Genomic DNA, 22,769 nt, shown 5'->3' on the forward strand with positions numbered 1-22,769 from the left:
GATGAATGCGGAAATAATATGAAGGAAGCTTCACATTTCCTATTCGCGTTGAAAGCCCACCGCATGACCGACCGTCGAAACGCCCCGATCTCCTCGAGAAGAAAGCCAAAGCAGGCCCGCTCCAGCGACCTCGTGGCGGCCATTCTCGAAGCAGCCCTTCAGGTTTTGGCGAAGGAGGGCGCGCAGCGCTTCACCACCACGCGCGTGGCCGAGCGGGCGGGCGTGAGCGTCGGCTCGGTCTACCAGTACTTTCCGAACAAGGCCTCGATCCTGTTCCGGCTGCAGAGCGACGAATGGCGCCAGACCAGCGACATGCTCGGCGGCATCCTGATGGACACCGCCCACCCGCCGCTCGTGCGCCTGCGCATGCTGGTGCACGCCTTCATCCGCTCGGAGTGCGACGAGGCCTCCATGCGCCTGGCGCTCAGCGACGCGGCGCCGCTGTACCGCGACGCGCCCGAGGCGCTGGAGGTCAGGGCGTCGGGCGAGCGCACGGTGCAGGCCTTCATGCGCGAGGCGTTGCCCGACGCCTCGGAGGCCGCGCGCGCGATGGCTGGCGAGCTGATCACGGCCACCTTCGGCGCGGTGGGCAAGCAGTTTTCGGAAAGCCCGCGCACCGACGCGCAGATCGTGGCCTACGCCGACGCCATGGCCGACATGTTCTGCGCGTACCTGCAAAGCCTGCCGCCGGCCAGGCCGAAGGCGGCCGCCAAACCCAAACCCAAACCCAAACCCAAACCCAAGGCCAAGGCCAAGGCCAAGGCCAAATCCAGACCCGAGGCCAAACCCAAACCCAGGCCCAACGCCAAAGCCAAAGCCAAGTCCGAAGCAAAGACCAGGCGCCCCAGCCCCGCCTAGCCCCCGCCGTTCGCCTTCAGCCGCGCCGCCGCCGAGTGCCCGCCCGCGCCCACCGCCTGCGCCGTGCCCGCACGGGCAAGCCCGAATGGCGGCATGTTGACGTAGATGTTCTCGTAGGTGCCGGGCGACACCGCATAGGTCTCGTGCCAGATGCCCACCGAGCCGTCGGTGCCGATGGCCTGGTTGAAGGCCTTCCAGGCGGGCAGGTGTTCCGCCTGCCTGTCCTTCGCGTAGGCCAGCAGTTGCTCCATCGATCGCCAGTACTGCAGCACGAGGATGGTGCGGCCGAACCACATCTCGCCGTGCAGAAAGCCGCGCTCGGGCTCGCGGTACAGCTCCTTGAGCATGCGCGGCATGGCGGCGGCCACGGGCAGCCACTTGTGCAGCTTCAGCGGCTGGTTGATGCGCATGCCGATCAGGAAGACGACGAAGCCGCCTTCGAGGGTGGCGGTGGTGCGTTCGCGGCGAATGGTGGTCATCGGGGCTCCTGCGGATTCATGCGGCAGTTCTCGGCTGTTGCGGCTGTCGCGGCCGTCGCGGCCGTCGCGGCCGATTACCGGCTACAGCGAAGACCGCACTGTGTCAGCCGACCGCTCCGCATGCCAGCGCGATGCGACGAAATGCCTGCGCGCGGCGCCAGATGCGCCTTGCGCGCAACGATAGGCCGCGGTCAGGTGCCGGTGGGGTGGCTGCTTTACAAACGCGCGCAATGAACTCCTGGCTGAATCCTCCCGCGGCGCCCGTTGCCGCCCGCGCCGTGCCGTCCGTTGCGCGCCCGCGCCCGCTCCCGATGCACGGCTTCGTCGTCGCCGCGCTCGTATTGCTCGTCGTGCTGTGGACCGTGCCGGCCGCCATGTTCTACGCGTCGCCGCCGTGGGACAACGTCGAGGAGCTCTTCTGGGGCGGCAGCATGCAGTGGGGCTACTACAAGCACCCGCCGCTGCCGAGCTGGCTGATGGGCCTGCCGGTCGCGCTCGCCGGCCGCGAGGCCTGGCTGACCTACGCCGCGGGCTTGGGCTGCGGCGTGGGCGCGCTCTACCTGCTGTGGCGCTGGTCGCTGGACATGATGCTGCCTTCGCGCGCGGCGCTGGCATTGCTGCTCGGCACGCTGGTGACGTACCACGTGCAGCGCGCCACCATCTTCAACCACAACACGGTGCAACTGCTGCCCATGGCGGGCTACTGGTGGATGCTGTGGCGCGTGCTGCGCACGCCCGCCGCGGGCCAGCGCGACTGGCTGTGGCTCGGCGTGTTCGCCGCGCTGTCGATGCTCACCAAGTACAGCGCCGTGGTGCAGTTCGCGGTGGGTGCGCTGTTCATCGTGCGCGAGGGGTCGTGGCGCAATGCGCGCGTGAGGCGCGACCTGCTGCGCGCCACCGCGGTGGTGCTGGTGCTCATGGCGCCGCACCTGGCGTGGCTGCTGCAGCACGGCGACCAGACCATCGGCTACGCGCGGCACTCGGTGCACCCGTCGGGCCTGGCCGCGCACGTGCATTCGCGGCCGCTGCGCATCCTGCTGGTGCAGTTGGCGCGGCTGTCGCCGATGCTGCTGTTCGTGGGCTGGGCGTGGTTCACGCGCGAGCGTGCGCCGGTCGCGGTCAATACCGCCGATGCTGTCGATGCGGCATCCGCATCGGCACGCCGCAACGCCTTCGACCGGCGCTTTCTCGCCTGGGCCACCTTCGGCCCGGTGTGCCTGGTGCTGGTGGCGTCCACCTTGCTGCACACGCGGTTGGTCGCCTCGTGGCTCAGCACCTTCTTCCTGCCGGTCGCGCTCTGGGCGGTGGCGATGGTGCCGGGCCTGCAGGCCGAACGCTGGTCGCGCCGCCGCTGGGCGGGCGTGCTGGCGGCCGCGGCGTTGCTGCACGTGGCCGGCTCGTTCGGGCAGGCCTGGGTCGAGGGCGTGTGGAGCGCCCGGCACGGCTACATCACCCGCGCCAACCTGCCTTCCAGGCAGATTGCCGAGGCCGTGGAAGCCGTGTGGCGCGAGCGCGCCGGCGACCGCCCGCTGCGCCTGATGGTGGGCGACACCTGGTTCACCGGCGCGGTGATGCTGCACATGGCCCCCGCCACGCAGTTGCTCATCGACGGCGACGCGCGCACCTCGCCCTGGCTGGCGCCGGGCGCGCTGGCGCGCGAAGGCGGCATGGTGCTGGTGCTCGATACGCCGGAGTTCCGCTCCGAAGGCGCGCTGCTGCAGCCGCTGCTGGCCACCGCCAGCTGCACCGGCAGCCTGCGCCTGCCCTGGGCGGGAGAGGACGACGCGCGCAGCGTGCGCGTGCGCTGGGGCATCGTGCCGGCCGAGGGCGCGCCGGGCTGCCTGCCGGCGGCTTCGACGGCCACGCCCTGAAGCACGGGGCGCAGGCCGCAGGGCCGAGCCGAGCCAAGCCTACCCCCGCCGCGACCCCGCCACCCCCGCCTTCGCCCCCTGCAGGTGCGTCAGCGGCAGCGCCGTTCCCGACTTGATCTCGCGCAGCACGATGCTCGAGCGCACGTGCGTCACGCCCGGCAGGCTGAACAGCACCTCGTGCAGAAAGCGCTCGTAGTGCTTCATGTCGGGCACGGTCACGTTCAGGATGTAGTCCGCCGGCCCCGTGGCCGACACGCAGCGAATGATCTGCGGGCTGGCGGCCACCGCCTCTTCGAAGCGCTGCACCATCGCCTCGCTGTGGCGGTCGAGGTTCACCTCTGCCACGGCCGACACGTGCAGGCCCACCAGCTCGGGGTCGACCAGCGCGGTGTAGCCGCGAATGACGCCGGCCGCCTCCATGTCCTTGATGCGCTTCCAGCAGGGCGTGGGCGACAGCCCCACGGCCTCCGAGATCTGCTGCACCGTTTGCCGCCCGTCATGCTGCAGCGCAGAAAGAATATTGAGGCAATGCTCGTCAAGAGAAACAGAACCAACGTTCATCGCGATTTCCGAGAGATTTATTCTTCAAACAAGGGTCTGCGCCAGTGTATTGAAGAAACACTTACTTCGGGTGCGGCAGAACAATTCCGGGCATGAACGCCCCACACACAGCAACCGCACTCAGACGGCCCGACTACCAGCTTTCCGACAACCTCTGGGCCGAGGCCGGTTCCATCTTCATCACCGGCACCCAGGCGCTGATCCGCATCCTCGCCATGCAGGGCCAGCGCGACGCTGCGCGCGGCCTGCACACGCAAGGTTTCGTCAGCGGCTACCGCGGCTCGCCGCTGGGCATGGTCGACCAGGCCATCTGGAAGGCCGGCGAACGCTTCAAGAAGACCGGCATCCGCTTCGTGCCCGCCGTGAACGAAGAGCTGGCCGCCACCCAGGTGCTGGGCACCCAGCGCGTGGAATCCGACCCCGAGCGCACCGTCGACGGCGTGTATGCCATGTGGTACGGCAAGGGCCCGGGCGTGGACCGCGCGGGCGACGCCCTGAAGCACGGCAACGCCTACGGCTCTTCTCCGCACGGCGGCGTGCTGGTGGTGGCGGGCGACGACCACGGCTGCGTGTCGTCGTCGATGCCGCACCAGAGCGACCACGCCTTCATGGCCTGGCGCATGCCCGTGATGCAGCCCGCCAGCGTGGCCGAGTACCTGGAGTTCGGCCTGTACGGCTACGAGCTGTCGCGCTACTCGGGCGCATGGGTCGGCATGGCCGCGCTGTCTGAAATTGTCGAGAGCGCCGGCACGGTCGACCTCGACGCCGTCAACGCGCGCGTCGCCGCCTGGGAAACCGCCGACGCCGTGCGCGCCGCCACCGGCCACCAGGCGCCGCCCGACGGCCTGCACTACCGCTGGCCCGACCTGCCGTCGCTGCGCATCGAGTCGCGGCTCGAGGACAAGCTCGCGGCCGTGGCCGCCTTCACCCGGCGCAACAGCATCGACCGCCACGTCATCGTGAGCCCGCATGCCAAGGTCGGCATCGTCACCTGCGGCAAGGCGCACCACGACCTGATGGAGGTGCTGCGCCGGCTCGCGCTCACGCCCGAGCAGCTCGCGCGCGCCGGCGTGCGCCTGTACAAGGTGGGCCTGAGCTTTCCGCTGGAGCAAACGCGCCTGAAGGCCTTTGCGCAGGGGCTGGACGAGATCCTGGTGGTCGAGGAGAAGGGCGCGGTCGTCGAGACGCAGCTGCGCGACATCTTCTACAACGCGCCCGCGGACGCACGCCCCGCGCTCGTGGGCAAGAACGACCGCGAAGGCCAGCCGCTGGTGTCCGCGCTGGGCGAGCTGCGACCCTCGCGCCTCATCGAGCTGGTCGCGCACTGGCTGGCCGTGCACTTTCCCGACAACCACGACCTGGGCGACCACCTGCAGCATGTGCGCGACTTCACGCCGCCCGAGCTGCTGGGCAACGCCAGCGACGCCGTCAAGCGCCTGCCGTACTTTTGCGCCGGCTGCCCGCACAACACCAGCACCAAGGTGCCCGAAGGCTCCACCGCGCGCGCGGGCATCGGCTGCCACTTCATGGCCAACTGGATGGACCGCAGCACCGCCGGCCTGATCCAGATGGGCGGCGAGGGCGTCGACTGGATCTCGCACGCCATGTTCACCAGGACGCCGCACGTGTTCCAGAACCTGGGCGACGGCACCTACTACCACTCGGGCTACCTCGCCATCCGCCAGGCCGTCGCGGCCAAGGCCACGCTGACCTACAAGATCTTGTTCAACGACGCCGTCGCCATGACCGGCGGCCAGCCGGTGGACGGCGTCATCAGCGTGGACGCCATCGCGCGGCAGGTCGAGTCCGAAGGCGTGACCAAGGTGGTGGTCGTCAGCGACGCCATCGACAAGTACGACGCCATCAAGAACCGGTTTCCGGCCGGCACCGAGTTCCACGACCGCGCCGCGCTCGACGAGGTGCAGCGCCGCCTGCGCGAGATGGCCGGCGTGACCGTGCTCATCTACGAGCAGACCTGCGCCGCGGAAAAGCGCCGCCGCCGCAAGAAGGGCGAGCTGGCCGACCCGCCCAAGCGCCTGTTCATCAACGAAGCCGTGTGCGAAGGCTGCGGCGACTGCACCGTGCAGAGCAACTGCGTGGCCGTGCTGCCGCAGGAAACGTCGATGGGCCGCAAGCGCAAGATCGACCAGACCAGCTGCAACAAGGACTACTCCTGCGCCAAGGGCTTCTGCCCCAGCTTCGTGGGCGTCACCGGCGGTAAGCTGCGCCGCAAGAGCGGCGCGCTGGCCGCCGGCCGCGATGCCTTCCTGCACCGCGTGGCCGCGCTCGCGCACCCCGCGCCGCACGCATGGACCGGCCCGTACGACCTGCTCGTCACCGGCGTGGGCGGCACCGGCGTGGTGACGGTGGGCGCCGTCATCGCGATGGCTTCGCACCTGGAGGGCAAGTCGGCCAGCGTGCTCGACTTCATGGGCTTCGCGCAGAAGGGCGGCTCGGTGCTGAGCTTCGTGCGCCTGGCCGATTCACCCGAGCGGCTGAACCAGGTGCGCATCGACACGCAGCAGGCCGACGCCATCCTCGCGTGCGACGTGGTGGTAGGCGCCTCGGCCGACGCGCTGCAGACCGTGCGCCACGGCCGCACACGCGTGCTGGCCAACGTGCACGAGATTCCGGTGGCCGAGTCGCTGCGCAACCCCGATGCGGACCTGCACGTCGATCTGCTGCTCGAGAAGATGCGCTTCGTGGCCGGTGAAGAACAGGTCGAGACCTTCGACGCGCAGAGCCTGGCCGAAGAGTTCCTCGGCGACACGCTGGCCGCGAACATCGTCGCGACCGGCTACGCTTGGCAACGCGGCCTGGTGCCGCTGAGCCTGGAGGCGCTGATGCATGCCATCGAGCTCAACGGCGTGGCCGTGGCCGCCAACCAGTCGGCGTTTTCGCTGGGACGGCTCGCGGCCGGCGACCCGGCCGCGCTCGACCAGTTGCGCGCGGCACCGCTGCAGGCGCCCGCCCAACAGGCCGACGAACGCCCGCTGGAAGCACTGATCGCCGACGCGCTGCGCCACCTCACCGGCTACCAGAACCCCGCATGGGCAGCGCGCTTCGAGACGCGCATTCGCGCGCTGCAGAAGGCCGAGTCCGCGCTGCCGGGCGGCGACGCCAGCCTGCCCTTCACGCGCAACGCGGCGCGCAGCCTGCTCAAGCTCATGAGCTACAAGGACGAGTACGAAGTTGCGCGCCTGTACACCGACGGCGCCTTCATGCAGAAGCTGAAGGACCAGTTCGAAGGCGACCTGAAGCTCGAGTTCCACATGGCCCCGCCGCTGCTCGCGCGCCCCGCCAACGGACAGCCGCCCGTCAAGATGCGCCTGGGCAGCTGGATGCTGCCGGCCCTGAAGTGGCTGGCGCACGGCAAGCGCCTGCGCGGCACCGCCCTCGACCTGTTCGGCTACACCGAAGAACGGCGCACCGAGCGCGAGCTGATCGCGCACTTCGACGGCCTGCTGCAGGCCATGTGCGCCGAGCTGAACGCCGGCAACCAGTCGACCGCCGCGCGCGTGGCCGCGCTGCCGATGTCGGTGCGGGGCTTCGGCCATGTCAAGCTCGCGAACCTCGAATCGGCGCGCGTTCGCGAGGCCGAGTTGCTGCACCGCTTTGCGCCGTCGCGCTATGCGAAGCCGGCCGGGGCCGGTGCTGGTGCTGCCACTGCGGGCCAGATCCGCGGCATTGCCATCGTGGCCGGCACCAACGTCTGAGGCGCTTGAATGCGATGGGCCCGGAAGATGCCTTCCGGGCCCATCGCGTCATCGCTTCAGCGCTTCAGCGACCCCGCCTGAATTCTCAGACCGCCGCGCTGCTGCCTTGCCGCAGCCCTGTCGGTCCATCCGGCAGCACCGCCAGCGACGCGGCCACCGCCAGCGCCTGGTCGCGCCGACGCGCATCGTCGGCGTCGTGCGACATGTCCGCCTTCTCGACGCTCGACAGCAGGTTGCGCACGTCGGACACGCGCTGGCCCGCTAGCGGCACCGTGGTGTCGGACTCCAGCTTGCCCATCAGGTAGCGCTGCACGCGCGTCGACTGACGCGCGCTCTGCGTCACCGTCGCGTCGGTGCGCGCGCCGTCCTTGTAGGTGATGTCGGTAGATGCCTTGGCCTCGTCGTCGATCTGCACGAACTCGTAGAACTGCGACTCCTTCGCCGCCGTGAGCAGCAGCGTGGCGTCCGGCGACAGCGCCCGGTGGAAGCTGGCGACCAGCTGCGCCTGCTGGTCCTGGTGAATGGTGCGGTTGCGCGGGTCCTTGCCCGTCACGCTCGTGTCTTGCGAGAGCTTGTACGAGAAGGTGTCGACCTCTTCGGGGCGCATCGGGTTCGATGCGTCCGGCGCCTGCACCATCGACGCGTTGAAGTCGGCCAGCCCGCTCAGCAGGCTGTGGTCACCCGCGTTCAAGGCGATCACGCCCGGTGCCTCGCGCCCCGCCAGCGGCGCCGTCACGCCGTAGTTGCTGTTCAGTTGCGAGAACGCGTCCTTGAACATGGCGACCAGCGCCGCGTCGCCCCGGCCGCGGCTGCCCGCCGCATCTGCCTGCCGCAGGTAGCGCGCCACCGCCTGCGCCTGCTGCGTGGCGTTGCCCAGGATGGCCGGCTGCGACAGGTCGACATCGACCTTCACCGTGCCGGAAGGGCCGGTGGCGCTCAGCGAACGCGCCTTCGCGTCGGCATGGAAATCGACCGCCTGGATGGCGCCCTTGCCGTCGACCTTGCTGCGCACAGTGAAGTCCACCGACGACAGCACCTTCGGATCGAAATCGGTGAAGCCGCCGAACGACAGTTTCGGCGGCACGTCGCCCAGGCCGTCGATGGCGTCCTGGAACGCGCCCGACAGTTGCGTCAAGGCCTTGCGCTCCGCGTCGTTCAGTTCGCCGCCGGACACCTTGACCTCCACCGACAGCCCGTCGGCCTGGCTGCCCAGGCTCAGCTCGACCGTCGCGCCGCTGGCGGTCTTGATCGACAGCTTGACCTGGTTGTCGGCGGTGGCGAACAGGTCGGCCGGCGCGATGGCCGATGTGCCTGATGCGCCTGACGTGGCCAGCGTCACCGATTGCGAGAAGCCGCCGGCCTCGGTGTCGAAGCGCTTCAGCATCGCGGCGCCCAGACCGTTGAAGCGCGTGGCGACAGAGGGCAGGCCGAAGTTGCCGGCCATCAGGGAAGAGATGGCGTCGCCGGGGCGCTGCGACCAGGCGGTCGCGGTGCGGCCGGGCAGGGTGTAGGTCTGCGTGTCGGTGGAGGCGGCGGCTTGGCCGAGGCTGACCGATACAGCGGAAGTGACAGGAACGGCGGCCGCTGCCGTTGCTTCTTTCAGTGCCGCCAGCGGCGTCAGGGGGGTCGTGCGCCACGCGGCGCTCGTGCTGTTCGCCACCAAGGGGCTGACAGCGCTCAGGTTGACGTTCACTGCAAGATCCGATCAAGAAAATGAGCCCGATGTGCGGGCGATCTTTTCTTATCGGCGGGCGTGGCGGTTTTTGAAGGGCAGCGGCCTCAACGCGCAGCGGCCTTGCGCTTGACCGGCGCCGCGGTCTTCGGCGAAGCGACGGCTTTCTTCGTTCCCTTTTCCTTGGGCTTCGCGGTCGTCGTCTCGTCGTCCGCCATTTCCAGGATGAGCTGCACCAGCCGGTCGCGTTGCTCCGGCGAGAACGGCGACAGCTTCAGCATCTCCATGAACCACAGCCCTTCGGTGGCCGCATGCACGAGCGCGCCCCGGTCGAAACCAGAGCCGGCCGATATCTCGGGAAAACGCTCTTTCCAGTAGCGGCGAATCGGGTCGGCGGACTCCTTCAGCATCGACCCCGCGGCGAGCATCTTGGTCGTGATCTTGTCGTTGTCGCCGCTGTTGTAGACCGAGGCCAGCACGTAGGCCTTCAATGCGCGGTTCGGTGAATCGGGCAGCTTCACCGCCTCCGCATGCCGTGCGCCCGCGAGCTTGCTGGCAATGACCTCGTTCGCCGCCGTGAGCAACTCTTCCTTGAAGGGAAAGTGATAGAGCAGGCCCCCCTTGCTCACGCCCGCGCGTTCGGCCACCGCGTCGAGCGTGAGCTCTGAAGCGCCTATCTCCTGCACCAGCACCAGCGCCGCGTCGAGGATCTTGTCTCGCGCGCTGGGCCGTCCACGCTTGGGCTTGTTCTCTTCGACTGCCATCGGCTTGACTCCGTAGTGTCTTGTCTGGGGTTTACTTCGGAATTAGTTTACCGTACAGTCCAGACGGTACAGTAATTCAACTGCTTCAGAGAGCGAGCCCACTGTGAATCGATGGCCCTTGAACTCCACGCACGGCTTGCGGCCGTGGTTGCCGACTCTTTTCAAGGGGAGGGGCCCACGTGTTTGACTGGAGCGTCATTGCCCGCAGCCGCGAAGAGTTGCTCAACGGCTTCCAACTCACGGTCATGCTCGCGTGCCTCGCGGGCGGCCTCAGCCTCGTGGGCGGCCTGCTGCTGTGCGCGGCACGCCTCAAGGCGCGCGGCCCCATTGCATGGGTGCTCACGGCCTACGTCGAGCTCATGCGCAACACGCCGCTGCTCATCACGCTGTACCTCATCTACTTCGGCCTGCCAATGGTGGGCTTTCAGATACCGACGTTCACCTGCGTGGTCGTGGTGCTGGTCATGCAGCACAGCGTGTTCGTCTCGGAGGTGCTGCGCGGCGGCTTCCTCGCGGTGCCGCTCGCGCAGATCGAGGCCGGGCGCGCCATCGGCATGCGGCCGCTGGCCATCTTTCGCATCGTGCAGTTTCCACAGGCGTGGTCGGCTTCGGTGCCCGCGCTGATGTCGGTGCTCGTGCTGCTCATTCACGACACCTCGCTGGGCGCGGCCATCTCGCTGGTCGACCTGACGATGGCCGCCAAGGTGATCTCGCAGCGCACCGCCGCCAGCTTCGAGCCCTTCGTTGCCATCGCGGTGTGCTACTCGCTGCTGTCATGGCTGTTGAGCCGCGCGGGTGGCTTCTTCGAACGCCGCAGCGGCATCGCGAGGTAACCGGCCATGGAACTGACTCTTCTTGCCAACGCCGCGCCGCTGCTGCTGCAGGCGCTCGGCCAGACGCTGGTGCTCGCGCTCGTCACGACACTGCTCGCGCTGGTGCTCGGCTTTCTCATTGCCGAGGCCAGCATGCTCGGCGGACGCGCGGTGGGGTTCGTGCTGCGCTGCGTGATCGAGGGCATCCGCGGCATTCCGCTGCTGGTGTTCGTCTTTCTCATCTACTACCTGCTGCCCCGGCTGGGCATCTTCATCGACACCTTCTATTCGGGCTGCGTGGCGCTGGCGCTCTTCTTCGCCACCTACGTCGCGGAGATCCTGCGCGGCGCGCTTCGCACCATTCCCAAGGTGCAGATCGAAGCGGGCAAGGCGCTGGGCATGCGGCACTGGAAGATCCAGCTCGTCGTGGTGCTGCCGCAGGCCGTGCGCATCGCGCTGCCCGCGCTCATGAACCTCGCCGCCATCGTGATCAAGGCCACCTCGGTGGTGTCGATCATCGGCGTGTGGGAGCTCACGCTCGCCACCAACGAAGCCGTGATGCGCACGCTGGCGCCTTTCACCTTCTTCATTGCCGCCCTGGGCATGTACTTCGTCCTTTGCTACGGCACGGTGCGCTCCGCGGCGTACCTGTCCAAGCGCATGAACAGATCCCAACGGTCCTGACCCACCCCCGCACACCATGATTTCCGTTCGCAATCTCTCCAAGTCCTTCGGTGCCAACGCGGTGCTGAAAGACATCTCGTTCGACGTCGCCAAGGGCAAGACCGCGGTCCTGCTCGGCAAGAGCGGATCGGGCAAGAGCACCATGCTGCGCTGCCTCAACCTGCTGGAGCACTGGGACAGCGGCCATGTCGAGATCGCCGGCGCGGCGCTCGGCCGCACGAAGCAGTCCGGCGGCGACTGGCGCCGCTGGAACGCCCGCGAAGAGGCCGAGGCCCGCCAGCGCATCGGCATGGTGTTCCAGCAGTTCAACCTGTTCCCGCACATGACGGTGCTGCAGAACGTGATGTGCGGACCCAAGCGCATCCTGGGCAAAGACGAAGCCGCTTCGAAAAAGATCGCGCTGGCCTTGCTCGACCAGGTCGGCCTCGCGGAAAAGCAGGGCGCCTACCCCGCCTTTCTCTCGGGCGGCCAGCAGCAGCGCGTGGCCATTGCGCGCGCACTGGCCATGGAGCCCACGGTGCTGCTGCTCGACGAGATCACCTCCGCGCTCGACCCCGAACTGGTCGGCGAAGTGCTGGAGGTGGTGCGCGACCTGAAGCGCCGCGGCCTGACGATGGTCTGCGTGACGCACGAGATCCACTTTGCCGAAGACGTGGCCGACCAGGTCATCTTCATGGAGGACGGGCTGGTCGTCGAAGAGGGCCCGCCCGAATCGATTCTTGCCAATCCGCGCACCGAGCGCTTGCAGAAGTTTCTCACGCGCTTCCACGCACAGAACCGCAGCAACAGGACAGTGGCCTGAAGGCAAATGCGGCCATTCCCGGTTCTCCCGCTCGTTTCTTCCACCGATCTCCAAAGGTTCATCATGAAGTTCAATGCAATTCGTCAGTGGCTCGCGATCGCAGCAACCGTGCTAGCGGCATGCGCCGCTCCGGTCGCACATGCAGACAAGCTGCAGGACATTCTCAAGCGCGGCTACCTCATCGTCGGCACCACCAGCTCGACGCCGCCTTTCGGCTTCAAGGACGACAAGGGCGAGCTGCAGGGCTTCGACATCGACATGAGCCGGCTCGTGGCCAAGGCGCTGTTCGGCGACCCGACCAAGATCAAGTTCGAGTTGTTGACCAACGAGGCACGCTGGCCCGCGCTGCAGAACGACCAGGTCGACATGGTGGCGCAGTTCGCCACCATCTCGCCGTCGCGGCTGGTGCGCGTGGCCTTCACCCCGCGCTACTTCGACACCGGCATGACCGCCGCGATCCGCAAGGACTCGAAGATCAAGACGCTCGCCGACCTCAACGATCCCAGCGTCACGCTGGCCACGCTCACCGTGCCCGAGCAGATCGACCTTGCCAAGCGCATGGCGCCCAAGGCGCAGATCGTGAGCTTCGGATCGGTCGACCAGCAAGCGCTGGCGCTGCGTTCGGGTCGGGCCCAGGCCTTCCTGGTCGACCTGCCCATTGGCATGTGGTACGGCGCGACCAACGCCGAGATGAAGGTCATTCCCGAAGTGTTCGGCGGCTTCCAGAATTACGGCATTGCCTACAAGATGGGTGAACTTACCTGGAGCCAGTTTCTCGACGGCTTTGTCACCGACCTGACCACAGGCTACTCCTACATCGAGTACACGGCCATCTACAAGAAGTATTTCAAGATCGCGCCGCCGCCGCAGCGCAGCTACAAGATCCAGACGTCCAGCTGAGCTGGACCGACTGATCGCCGGGCGCGCCTGCCTGTCGCGCGCCCCTATCTTCGCGGCCTTGGCAAGGCCGCCTCATCCTCTTTCCGGAATTTCCCATGTACACAGTCGCGACACGCGTCGGCGATCCCCTGGGCGCGATCGACACGCCCGCACTCATCCTCGATCTGGATGTGTTTGAACGCAACCTGCAAAAGATGGCCGATTTCGCACGCGATGCAAGCATCCGTTTGCGACCGCACGCTAAGACACACCGCAGCGCTACCATCGCCGCCCGCCAAATTTCCGTTGGTGCCGTTGGACAGTGTTGCCAGAAGGTAGGCGAGGCCGAAGCGCTGGTGCGCGGTGGCGTGCGCGACGTGCTCGTCAGCAACCAGGTGCTCGACATCCAGAAGCTGCGCCGCCTTGCCGGTCTCGCCAAGGAAGCCAGAATTTCGCTGTGCTTCGATGCCGTCGAGCAGGTCGATGCCGCCTCGCGCGCGGCGCAGGAATTCGGCGTTGAGCTTGGCGCGCTGGTCGAGATCGACATGGGCATGTGGCGCTGCGGCGTGCCGCCGGGCGAGCCCGCCGCGGCACTGGCGCTGCACATCGCCGCGTCGCCGGGCCTGCGCTTCGACGGGCTGCAGGCCTACGAAGGCAAGGCACAGCACCTGAAGACCTATGCGGAGCGCGCCGCCGCAATCCAGGTCGCGTCCGAAGCGGTGCAGCAAAGCATCGATGCCATTCGCCGGGCGGGGCTCGAATGCGAGGTGATCGGCGGTGGCGGCACCGGCACCTTCATGTTCGAAGGCGCTTCCAGGCTGTGGACCGAACTGCAGTGCGGCTCCTACATCTTCATGGACGGCGAATATGCCGCCATCGAGGGCAACGACGGGCAACCCTACGCGGAATTCGAGCACAGCCTGTTCGTGCTGTCGACCGTGATGAGCACCGCCGGCAAGGGCCGCGTCATCGTCGATGCGGGCCTCAAGTCGTACACGCTGGAAAAAGGCTTGCCAACCATCGAAGGACACCCCGATGCGCGTCTCGTCGCAGCCTCCGACGAGCACGGCACCATCGCGCTCCTCACGCCGGAAGCCCAGATCCCGCTGGGTACCCGACTCAAGCTCATCCCCTCGCATTGTGATCCGACGGTCAACCTCCACGACCAGTACATCTGCGTGCGCAACGGCCACGTCGAGGCGATCTGGCCCGTATCCGCACGCGGCGCGAGCCACTGAAAAAACGAGGCAACCCACATGACATCTACGGACTACCCCGACACGCTGCTGCTGATCGACGGCGAATGGCAGCCAGCTGCCGACGGCAACACCATGCCGGTGCTCAACCCGGCCACCGGCCAGATGGTCGGCCAGGTCGCCTGCGCCGGCATGGAAGACCTCGAGCGTGCCGTGCAGGCCGCGCACCGGGGCTTCGCGCTCTGGCGCGCCGTGCCCGCGATACAGCGCGCGGCCACGCTGCGCAAGGCCGCGTCGCTGCTGCGCGAGCGCGCCGCATCCATCGCCCGTGTGCTGACCACCGAGCAGGGCAAGCCGTTGGCCGAATCGACGATGGAAGTGCATTCGTCGGCCGACGTGGTCGACTGGTTCGCCGACGAGGGCTTGCGCATCTACGGGCGCATCGTGCCCTCGCGCAACCCCGCCACGCAGCAGCTGGTGACCAAGGAGCCCGTGGGCCCGGTCGCGGCCTTCACGCCGTGGAACTACCCCATCAACCAGATCGTGCGCAAGCTCTCTGCCGCGCTCGCCTGCGGCTGCTCGATGCTGGTGAAGGCGCCCGAAGAAACGCCGGCGTCCGCCGCCGCGCTGCTGCGCGCCTTTGTCGACGCGGGCGTGCCCGCGGGCGCCGTCGGGCTGGTCTTCGGCGATCCGGCGCGGATCAGCGACCACCTCATCGCGCATCCGCTCATCCGCAAGATCACCTTCACCGGCTCGACCGCGGTGGGCAAGCAACTCGCGGCGCTGGCGGGGCAGCACATGAAGCGCGTCAGCATGGAGCTCGGCGGCCATGCGCCCGTCATCGTGGCCAGCGACGCCAACGTGGCGCTCGCGGCCCGCTTCATGGCGCCCACCAAGTTCCACAACGCCGGCCAGGCCTGCGTGTCGCCCACCCGCTTCCTGGTGCACAACAGCCTGCGCGAGGCTTTCGAAGGCGCGATGGTGGCCTATGCGAAGGGCCTCAAGCCCGGCGACGGGCTCGCCGAAGGCACCACGCTCGGCCCGCTGGCCAACGCGCGCCGCGTCACGGCAATGGAGCGCGTGGTCGAAGACGCGGTGCACTGCGGCGCCACGCTCGCCGCGGGCGGCAGGCGGCTCGACATGCAAGGCAACTTCTTCGAGCCCACCGTGCTGACCAATGTGCCGCTGCAGGCCGACGTGTTCAACAACGAGCCCTTCGGCCCGGTCGCGGCCATTCGCGGCTTCGACGACATCGAGGAGGCCATCGCCGAAGCCAACCGGCTGCCCTACGGCCTGGGCGCCTATGCGTTCACGCAGTCCATCACCCAGGCGCGCCGCATCTCGCAGTCGCTCGAGGCCGGCATGGTGTGGATCAACCAGCCGCCCACGCCTTTCCCCGAGATGCCCTTCGGCGGCGTGAAGGATTCGGGCTACGGCAGCGAAGGCGGACCGGAGGCGCTGGAGGCTTACCTGGTCACCAAGGCCGTGTCCATCATGTCTCTCTGAACGGGAACCCGGGCGGGGGCCTTTCGGCCCCCGCGCCCTTGCTCCTCCTCCCTCCCGTTCCCTCCCGTTCCCTCCCGTTCCCTCCGGTTCAGCGATTGACGTCCACCACCACCCGGCCGCGAACCTGCCCGCGCAGCAACTCCGGCGCCACCACCAGCGCCTGGGCCAGCGAGATCTCGCGGGTGTTCGCCTCGACCACCTCGCCCGGCAGCTCGCGCGCCAGCCGAGCCCAGGCGATGGTCCTGCGCGCGAACGATGCGTGCACGCTGTCCACGCCTTCCAGCGCCACGCCGCGCAAGATGAATGGCGCCACGCTGCCCGCCAGTTCCATGCCCTGTGCCAGCCCGCAGGCCGCCACCGCGCCGCCGTAGCGGATACCCGCCAGCACGTTCGCCAAGGTATGACTGCCCACGCAATCGATCGCACCGGCCCAGGCTTCCTTCTGCAGGGGCTTGCCGGGTTCGCCGAGCACCCGCCGGTCCATCACGCAGGTGGCGCCCAGCGCCTTGAGCCGCGGCGCTTCTTCCAGCCGCCCGGTGGAGGCCGTTACTGCATAGCCGAGCCGCGAGAGCAGCGCGATGGCGATGCTCCCCACGCCGCCGTTCGCGCCGGTGACGAGGATGACACCGGCCTCCGGTGCGATGCCGCGCGCCTCCAGTGCCATCACCGACAGCATGGCCGTGTAGCCGGCGGTGCCGATGCACATCGCCGAGCGTTCGGACATCGATGCCGGCAACGGCACCAGCCAGTCGGCGCGCACGCAGGCGCGTTGCGCCAGCCCGCCCCAATGCGTTTCGCCCACGCCCCAGCCATTGAGCAACACGCGGTCGCCCACCTGGTAGCGCGCGTCGGCGCTGTGCTCCACCGTGCCGGCGAAGTCGATGCCGGGCACCATGGGGAACTTGCGCACCACCGGCGATTGCCCGGTGATGGCCAGCGCGTCCTTGTAGTTGAGCGTGGAGTACGCGATGCGCACCACGACGTTGCCCGGCGGCAATTCGCCGTTGTCCAGCGTGGCGACTTCCGCGGTCGTCGCGCCCTTGGCGTCCTTGCCGAGCCGTACCGCGCGAAAACCCCCGGCGCTCGCGACCGGCGGCCGCCCATGCGAAACCGCGACACCCGCTTGCAGCTGCCGCGCGCCCAGCGACGCGCCAATGCGCTCGTTCATCATTTCCGTCGTGCCGTCCGCCATGCAGAGCGCCTTGGCGGCGACCAGCTTCGACACCAGCCCCCGCGGCTCGCCCATGCCCACGGCGCCCATCGACTGGATGCAGGCCGCAACGCCGGCCAGGCATTGCTCGCCGGCAAACTTCTTGGCCATGGCGGCCGCGACCACGGCCGCCGTGCCTTCGTCGTCCGCGAGGCGCGTGGCCCGCAGCGTGAGCAGTTCCATGTTCTCCAGCGTCAGGCTCACATCGACCAGGTTCCAGCGCAACCCCTGCTGCTCGAGCACCGGCCGGCCGAACGCCATGCGCGAAGAGGCATAGGCCACGGCCTCGTGCAAGGCGGTGGACAGCAGGCCGCACGCCATGGCCGCCACGTGCGTGCGCGCCTTGTTGACGCCGGCCATCGCCATGCGAAAGCCTTGGCCGGGCGCGTACAGCATGTCGCTGTCGCGCACGCGGTATTCATGCAGCGCGAAGCCGCCGATGCCCGCCGGCGCAAGACCGTGCACCGGGTCTTCGGGCAGGCGGGTGCAACCCGCCTGGCGCAGGTCGACGATGAAGCAGGCGATGCCCGCCGTGCCGGCCAGTCGATCGGTCTGCGCGAACACCAGCGCAATTTCGCAGCCGCGCACGTTCGCCACCCAGCGCTTTTCGCCGTCGAGCACCCAGCCGCCGTCGACCTTGCGCGCGGTGGTGCGTATGGCTGCAAAGTCGCTGCCCGCGCCGCCCTCGGACATGGCGGTGCAGCCGATCAGGTCGCCGCCCAGCAACCCCGCCAGCCACGCCTCGCGCGCGGCGCCGGAGCCGCTCAGCGCAATGCGCAGCGCGGCGCTGTGGTGGTTGATGAACGCGAAGGCCAGCGAGAAGTCCGCCTTTGCCAGCGCCATGGCGGCGCGAATGCGTGCACCAAAGCCCAGCCCCAGCCCGCCCAGCGCCACCGGCACCTCGATGCCGCCCAGCCCTTGCCGGCATGCATCGCGCAGCAGGTCGCCCATCCAGATCTGCGCGCGCGAAGCGCTCGCAATCTGCGTGGTGCGCGCGGCCGCGAATGCGGCCACGCGCGCCTGAAACTCCCTTTCAGCCGGTGCGAGCGACCGGTCGAATTCTTCGATGGCGCTCATGAATCAGGCCGCACCCGGGATCTTGTAGCTGCGCTGGGGCGGCGGGTCCATCTTGAAGTACTTCTTGTAGATGGCCGAGTACTCGATGTACGAGTAGCCCGTGGTCAGGTCGGTGACGAAGCCGTCGAGAAACTGCTTCCAGCGCAGCTCGCCGAGCTTGTAGGCCAGCCCGTAGTTCTGGTAGCCGCCGTACACCTCGGGCACCACCTTCAGGTCGGGGTTGGTGGCCGCGTACCACATGCCGATGGGCAGGTCGACGAACAGCGCCTGCACGCGGCCCGAGCGCAGCGCCAGCGACTGCTGGTCGACCGAGCCGAAGCTCGACACGGTGGCCTTGGGCGCCATGCGCTTGACCAGGTCGATCTGCTCGGGAACCGTCAGCGTCGCAATGGTCACGGCCGCGTTGTTCAGGTCGGCCAGCGTCTTGATCTTCGAGTCGCTCTTGATGACCACCGTGATGCCGGTGTCGAAGTAGCGCGGCGTGAAGCCCACGCGCACCAGCCGCGACGGCGTGATGGTGGCCGAGTGCGCAAGCATGTCGACCTGGTCGTTCTGCAGCGCGGGCCAGCGCGTGTCGTTGCTCACCAGCTCGAACTTGATCTTGTTCGGGTCGCCGAACAGCGCCTTGGCAATGAGCCGGCTCAGGTCCACGTCGAAGCCGCGCAGCTCACCCTTCTCGTCCTTCCAGCCGAAGGGCGGCGTGGCGCTCGTGGTGCCCACGATGAGGTAGCCGCGCTTGAGCACGTCGTCGAGCTTGTCCGCATGGGCCAGGAGGGGCGCGGCGCTGCTGAGCACCGCGGCCATTGCGCCGAAGGCGCGAAGCAGTTGCATGAATTTCATGGGGAACTTCAAGTGAGGAATTGGAAAATGAATTGTTCGATTCATCTGCCGTGCCGTCTTCCGCGATCCTGCTGCGGCCGGTGCGCGCTTTCACAATCGTGCGCGGGGGTGGCGCGATGAACGTGCTGCCTGCAATGTTCGATGCCGCGCACCGGGTGCCTTCGGCCTCGCCGCATGTGCGGCTGTCCATCCTTCATGTGAACGGACCCGACTACACCGTGGCGCGCTCCGACTGCCTGCGCATCAGCTTCAACATCGGCCCGGCGTTCAAGACCGAAACCATCGGCCGTGGCACGAACGGCGTGCTGTTCTGCGACCGCAACGGCCTGTTGATCACGCCGCCCGACCTGGCGCTGTGCCACCGCTCGACGCACGTGCGCGAGGCTGGCAGGGCACCGCCGCCGGCGCGGCTGGTGGTGTTCGTCATCTCGCTGGAGTTGCTGGCGGCGTGCTGTGTGGAGCGTGGCATCCGGCATGGGGAGTTCGTGCTCGCGCACCAGGCTATCCTGCCGAACAGCGCGCTGCTCTCGCTCGCGCAGGCCTTGCTGGCCGACCTCGGCGAGGGAAGCCCCGACGGGGCCGCCGAGACCGAGTTCCTGGCCAAGGCCTTGCTCGCACGCATCGCGCGCCAGGTGCACCCGCCCGCGCAACCTTGCGGCGCACCCGATCCGGTCGTCGCGGTGCAGCGCCACATCGACGCGCACCTGGCCACGCCCTTGCTCCTTGCCGAGCTGGCCGCCATCGCGGGCATGAGCCCGTTTCACTTCTGCCGCGTGTTCCGCGATGCCACGGGAAAGTCGCCGCACCAGTACATCCTGAACGCGCGCGTGCAGGCCGCTTGCCGGCTGCTGTGGGCAGCCAGCGAGAAGACGGAGAAAGGAAAGAACGGTGATGGAGCAGAGAAGGGCGGCAAGAGCATCCTGGACATCGCGCTGGCCTGCGGCTTCGGCTCGTCGAGCCACTTCTCGACGCAGTTCAAGCGGCACATGGGGCAGTCGCCCCTGCAATGGCGGGCCAGCCAGCGCTGACCGCCGCGGTCAACGAAGGGCGCGCAGCGCGGCGGCCAGGGCTTCGAGCTCCTGCGGCGTGTTGTAGTAGTGCGGCGAGGCGCGCAACACCGTCGGCAGTTGCCGGGCCAGGTGGTCGAGCAAGGCGCTCGACGGCTTGGAATGGCTCACGTTGATGCCCGCGTTCAACAGCTGCAGGTTGACCGCTGCCGCGTCGCGCCCCTGCACGGAGAACGACACGATGGCCGACAGCTCGGTGCCCGGGTCGTGCAGCGCGACGCCCGGCACGTTGCGCAGCAGGTCGCGCAGCGCCGACGCCAGTTGCCGGCAGCGCCGTTCGGCCTCGCCCAGCCCGACGGCCAGCGCGTAGTCGACCGCGGCGCCCAGGCCCAGGCGCGCGGCGTAGTTGTTTTCCCAGGTCTCGAAGCGGCGCGCATCGGGGCGAAGCTCGTAGCGATCGGGTGCGACCCACACCGCGCCGAAGTGGTCGATCATCGGCGGCTCCAGGTCGGGCAACAGCGACTTGCGCACGTACAGGAAGCCGGTGCCCCGCGGCCCGCGCAAGAACTTGCGGCCGGTGGCCGAGAGCATGTCGCAGCCCAGGCGCTCGACATCGACCGGCGTCTGCCCCACGGCCTGGCAGGCGTCCAGCAGGTAGGGAATGCCGTGCGCGCGCGCAATCTTGCCGACCTGTTCGGCCGGGTTGACCAGGCCGCTGTTGGTCGGCATCCATGTGATGGCGATCAGGCGCACGCGGCCGTCGATCATGTGTTCGAGCGCAGCCGGGTCCAGCACGCCCTGCGCGTCGTCCGGAATCACGTCGATCACCGCGCCGGTGCGCTGCGCGACCTGCAGGAAGGCCACGTAGTTGGCGGCGTACTCGGCCCGGGCCGTCAGGATGCGGTCGCCCGGCTTGAAGCGCAGTGCGTAGAACGCCATCTGCCACGCCACCGTCGCGTTCTCGGTCAGCGCAATTTCCGAAGGCGATGCGCCCACCAGGCGCGCCACGCTGTCGTACACCGCGGCGAGTTCGCCCGACGCTTCGTAGGCAGCCTCGTAGCCGCCGATGTCGGCCTCGCGCCGCAGGTAGGTCACCATCTTCTCGAGCACGGGGCGCGCCAGCAGGCCCGCGCCGGCGTTGTTGAGGTGATTGCGGTGGGCGACGCCGGGCGTGTCCAGGCGCAATTTATCGAGCTCGAAAAAGGTGGGCATGGGGGTGAACATAGGCATGGGCATGCGGCTCACTTCTTCGCCACGTCGAGCAGCACGCGGTAGACCCAGTCCGTGCCCTCGTACAGCGAGCGCACCGCAATGCGCTCGTCGTGGCCGTGCATGCCCTTCAGGATGTCGGCATCGAGCGGGTAGGGGTAGATGCCGTACACGGGCACGCCGCGCTCGCGCCACGCCACCGCGTCGGTGCCCGCCTCGAACAGCACCGGAACCACCTGTGCCTGCGGCCACACGGCCGCTGCCTGGGTGCGCAGGGCCCGGTACAGCTCGGTGTCCGTCGACGACTCCGGAATGTTCGACTTCGCCTGGTAGTACTTGCGGGTGGCCTCCTGCGACACCGGCGTGGCGAAGTCGACGTTCACCGCGTCGTCGCCCACCACGCGCCTGACTTCGTCGATCAGCTGGTCGGTGGTGGCGCCCGGCAGCAGGCGCGCGTTGATGATGGCCTCGGCCTGCCCGGGAATCACGTTCGCGGCCTGCCCCGACTTGATCATCGTGATGGCCATGGTGTTGTGCATCAGCGCGCGCAGCAGCGGTGCGTTGGCCGGCTGCGCGGCCATCAGCTCGCGTTCGCCCAGGGCCTGGGTGCGACCGTCGGCAACCGCGAAAATCTTGCGGACCGCATTGGCGGTGGGCCCCGGGTTCTGCCTTGCCAAGGCTTCGAGGTAGCCGCGCGTCTGCGGAATGAGCCGAATGCCGGGCTCGTGGACCGATAGCTTTTCCAGCGCCGCGATGAGCTTGCCGTTGGCGGTTTCGTTCGACGGCAGCGGCCGCGATGCGTGGCCGACCGGGCCGTTGGTGCGCAGGCGCAGCACCACCGACGTCTTCTCCACGGTCGTGACGTTCACCTGCCGCACCGCGCCGTCGGCGCCCTGCAGGATGTAGCCGCCCTCGTTGAGCGCGAACTCTGCGTCCATCTTGTCCCAGTGGTCCTTGGCGAGCCAGCTGGTGTTGTACTGGCCTTCTTCCTCGTCGGCCTCGGCCAGAAAGATGACGTCGCGCGCGAGCGGCACCTTCTGTTCGGCCAGGCGCATGACGGCACGCGCGAACACGGCCATGCCGCCCTTGAAGTCCATGGCGCCGCGGCCGTAGACGAAGCCGTCTTTCTCGATGCCCGCGAAGGGCTCCACGCTCCACTTGTCGCGTTCCACGGGTACCACGTCCGCATGCGCGGCCAGCAGCACCGGCTTCTTCGAGCCGTCGCCCTTCAGGCGCGCGATGAAGTGAACCGCCTTGCCGTTCGGCGCCACGATGACGTCAGTGTGCACGCCCAGAGGCTCGAACTGCGTGCGCAAGAAGGCCGCGAGCGCGGCGGTGTCGCCCGTCGGGTTCGAGGTGTCGAAGCGAATCAGTTGCTGGAGCAGCGCCACCGTCTTCGCGCCTTCAGCGTTCGGGGCGGTGACGGGCATCGTCGGTTGGGCCACAGCGGGCCCTGGCAGGGCGAGCGAAATGCCGAGCGAAAAGACAAGCGAGAAGGGGAGCGAGAAGGCGGGCAAGGAAGCAAGGTGCGTGGCGATGCGCGGAAATTTCACGGCGATCCTTCGAACGGATGAGGGGTCAAGAAAGTGCTCCTGCCATTGTTCGAAGCCGCCTTGCGCGTGTCTT

17 protein-coding genes and 2 pseudogenes are annotated in these 22,769 nt (G+C 68.3%); 10 read left to right on the top strand and 9 right to left on the bottom strand.

The window, feature by feature from the left end; translation table 11 throughout:
* Positions 1–63: 63 nt before the first annotated feature.
* Positions 64–684, top strand: a pseudogene (locus tag QTI51_RS13315) (TetR/AcrR family transcriptional regulator); the annotation flags it as partial.
* 170 nt (positions 685–854) lie between these two features.
* On the opposite strand, the gene QTI51_RS13320 reads toward QTI51_RS13315, so the two are convergent.
* Positions 855–1,337: a DUF4188 domain-containing protein gene (locus QTI51_RS13320; protein WP_286514102.1), complete on the bottom strand. Its 483-nt coding sequence runs from the start codon at positions 1,335–1,337 to the stop codon at positions 855–857.
* A gap of 230 nt (positions 1,338–1,567) precedes the next feature.
* Here QTI51_RS13320 and QTI51_RS13325 point away from each other — a divergent pair, with 230 nt between their 5' ends.
* Complete coding sequence (locus QTI51_RS13325; protein WP_286514104.1) at positions 1,568–3,208, top strand: glycosyltransferase family 39 protein; 1,641 nt, start codon at positions 1,568–1,570, stop codon at positions 3,206–3,208.
* Positions 3,209–3,247: 39 nt separating this feature from the next.
* On the opposite strand, the gene QTI51_RS13330 is transcribed toward QTI51_RS13325, so the two are convergent.
* A complete protein-coding gene (locus QTI51_RS13330; protein ID WP_286514106.1) occupies positions 3,248–3,769 on the bottom strand; it encodes an Lrp/AsnC family transcriptional regulator in 522 nt (173 codons plus the stop codon).
* 92 nt (positions 3,770–3,861) lie between these two features.
* Here QTI51_RS13330 and QTI51_RS13335 point away from each other — a divergent pair, with 92 nt between their 5' ends.
* The gene (locus QTI51_RS13335; protein WP_286514109.1) at positions 3,862–7,485 is read left to right on the top strand and encodes an indolepyruvate ferredoxin oxidoreductase family protein; all 3,624 of its coding nucleotides are present in this window, start codon (positions 3,862–3,864) and stop codon (positions 7,483–7,485) included.
* An 85-nt stretch (positions 7,486–7,570) separates the two neighbouring features.
* On the opposite strand, the gene QTI51_RS13340 is transcribed toward QTI51_RS13335, so the two are convergent.
* Together QTI51_RS13340 and QTI51_RS13345 are read right to left on the bottom strand one after the other, a co-directional pair.
* Positions 7,571–9,178, bottom strand: coding sequence for a hypothetical protein (locus QTI51_RS13340; protein WP_286514112.1), 1,608 nt, complete (start codon positions 9,176–9,178; stop codon positions 7,571–7,573).
* An 86-nt stretch (positions 9,179–9,264) separates the two neighbouring features.
* On the bottom strand, positions 9,265–9,921 hold the full coding sequence (locus QTI51_RS13345) for a TetR/AcrR family transcriptional regulator (protein WP_286514114.1): 657 nt from the start codon (positions 9,919–9,921) through the stop codon (positions 9,265–9,267).
* Between the two features lie 179 nt (positions 9,922–10,100).
* Between QTI51_RS13345 and QTI51_RS13350 the strand changes: the two genes are divergently transcribed.
* From QTI51_RS13350 to QTI51_RS13375, 6 genes are all read left to right on the top strand, one after another.
* Positions 10,101–10,754: an amino acid ABC transporter permease gene (locus QTI51_RS13350; RefSeq protein ID WP_286514117.1), complete on the top strand. Its 654-nt coding sequence runs from the start codon at positions 10,101–10,103 to the stop codon at positions 10,752–10,754.
* Positions 10,755–10,760: 6 nt separating this feature from the next.
* Positions 10,761–11,417, top strand: coding sequence for an amino acid ABC transporter permease (locus QTI51_RS13355; protein ID WP_286514119.1), 657 nt, complete (start codon positions 10,761–10,763; stop codon positions 11,415–11,417).
* Positions 11,418–11,433: 16 nt separating this feature from the next.
* Complete coding sequence (locus QTI51_RS13360) at positions 11,434–12,219, top strand: amino acid ABC transporter ATP-binding protein (protein WP_286514121.1); 786 nt, start codon at positions 11,434–11,436, stop codon at positions 12,217–12,219.
* A gap of 63 nt (positions 12,220–12,282) precedes the next feature.
* Positions 12,283–13,119 (top strand): transporter substrate-binding domain-containing protein, encoded by an 837-nt coding sequence (locus QTI51_RS13365; RefSeq protein WP_286514123.1) that lies wholly within the window; start codon positions 12,283–12,285, stop codon positions 13,117–13,119.
* Between the two features lie 95 nt (positions 13,120–13,214).
* Positions 13,215–14,336: a DSD1 family PLP-dependent enzyme gene (locus QTI51_RS13370; protein ID WP_286514125.1), complete on the top strand. Its 1,122-nt coding sequence runs from the start codon at positions 13,215–13,217 to the stop codon at positions 14,334–14,336.
* Between the two features lie 18 nt (positions 14,337–14,354).
* Complete coding sequence (locus QTI51_RS13375) at positions 14,355–15,800, top strand: NAD-dependent succinate-semialdehyde dehydrogenase (protein WP_286514128.1); 1,446 nt, start codon at positions 14,355–14,357, stop codon at positions 15,798–15,800.
* An 88-nt stretch (positions 15,801–15,888) separates the two neighbouring features.
* Here QTI51_RS13375 and acuI read toward each other — a convergent pair whose 3' ends face one another.
* The 3 genes and pseudogenes from acuI to QTI51_RS13390 form a co-directional block, all read right to left on the bottom strand.
* Positions 15,889–16,929, bottom strand: coding sequence for an acrylyl-CoA reductase (NADPH) (acuI, locus tag QTI51_RS13380; protein WP_286515704.1), 1,041 nt, complete (start codon positions 16,927–16,929; stop codon positions 15,889–15,891).
* Between the two features lie 24 nt (positions 16,930–16,953).
* Positions 16,954–18,087 (bottom strand): annotated as a pseudogene (locus QTI51_RS13385) (acyl-CoA dehydrogenase family protein); the annotation flags it as partial.
* Between the two features lie 3 nt (positions 18,088–18,090).
* Positions 18,091–18,927 (bottom strand): transporter substrate-binding domain-containing protein, encoded by an 837-nt coding sequence (locus QTI51_RS13390; RefSeq protein WP_286514131.1) that lies wholly within the window; start codon positions 18,925–18,927, stop codon positions 18,091–18,093.
* Between the two features lie 80 nt (positions 18,928–19,007).
* Here QTI51_RS13390 and QTI51_RS13395 point away from each other — a divergent pair, with 80 nt between their 5' ends.
* Positions 19,008–19,955, top strand: coding sequence for a helix-turn-helix transcriptional regulator (locus tag QTI51_RS13395; RefSeq protein WP_286547613.1), 948 nt, complete (start codon positions 19,008–19,010; stop codon positions 19,953–19,955).
* Between the two features lie 9 nt (positions 19,956–19,964).
* On the opposite strand, the gene QTI51_RS13400 is transcribed toward QTI51_RS13395, so the two are convergent.
* Positions 19,965–21,146 carry an aminotransferase class V-fold PLP-dependent enzyme gene (locus tag QTI51_RS13400; protein ID WP_286514136.1) on the bottom strand — a complete coding sequence of 394 codons (1,182 nt, stop codon included), beginning with the start codon at positions 21,144–21,146 and terminating at the stop codon, positions 19,965–19,967.
* A gap of 29 nt (positions 21,147–21,175) precedes the next feature.
* Positions 21,176–22,573: a M20/M25/M40 family metallo-hydrolase gene (locus QTI51_RS13405; protein WP_286514139.1), complete on the bottom strand. Its 1,398-nt coding sequence runs from the start codon at positions 22,571–22,573 to the stop codon at positions 21,176–21,178.
* Positions 22,574–22,769 lie beyond the last annotated feature (196 nt).

Source organism: Variovorax sp. J22G73 (assembly GCF_030317035.1).
Taxonomy (GTDB): domain Bacteria; phylum Pseudomonadota; class Gammaproteobacteria; order Burkholderiales; family Burkholderiaceae_C; genus Variovorax.